The organism is Geobacillus sp. DSP4a, assembly GCF_013096875.1.
In the GTDB taxonomy this organism is placed as follows: Bacteria; Bacillota; Bacilli; order Bacillales; family Anoxybacillaceae; genus Geobacillus; species Geobacillus thermophilus.
In genome coordinates, this window is the sequence record NZ_SDLD01000194.1 from 1 (window position 1) to 456 (window position 456).

Genomic DNA, 456 nt, shown 5'->3' on the forward strand with positions numbered 1-456 from the left:
CACAAAGTAGCAAGCGAACTTGCTGATAAACTTGGTCAAATATATGACGTCACGTTTAATCAGGCAGAAATTGCTTTCATTACTATCCATTTACGTGGTGCTAAACGAAAAAATCTTAATGATACATCATTAAATAATCGTTGTGAAGAAAACAAAATTAAAGCGTTTGTTAAAAAAGTAGAAATGATTTCAGGTATGACATTTGCAGATTTGGATACTTTAGTAGATGGACTGACGCTGCACCTTAATCCTGCAATCAATCGTTTGCAAGCTAATATCGAGACCTATAATCCGTTAACAGACATGATTAAGTTCAAATATCCAAGACTGTTTGAAAATGTAAGATTAGCTTTAAATGATTGTTGGCCTGATTTGATTTTTCCAGAGAGTGAAATTGCTTTTATAGTTTTACACTTTGGTGGCTCGATTAAAAACCAAGGTAATCGATTTTTAAAC

At 32.9% G+C, this 456-nt stretch carries 1 protein-coding gene; it reads left to right on the forward strand.

All coding sequences use genetic code 11. The features are described from left to right. Positions 1–456 (forward strand): BglG family transcription antiterminator (locus ETC02_RS16950; RefSeq protein WP_171698474.1); only part of this gene is annotated, 456 nt, incomplete at both ends.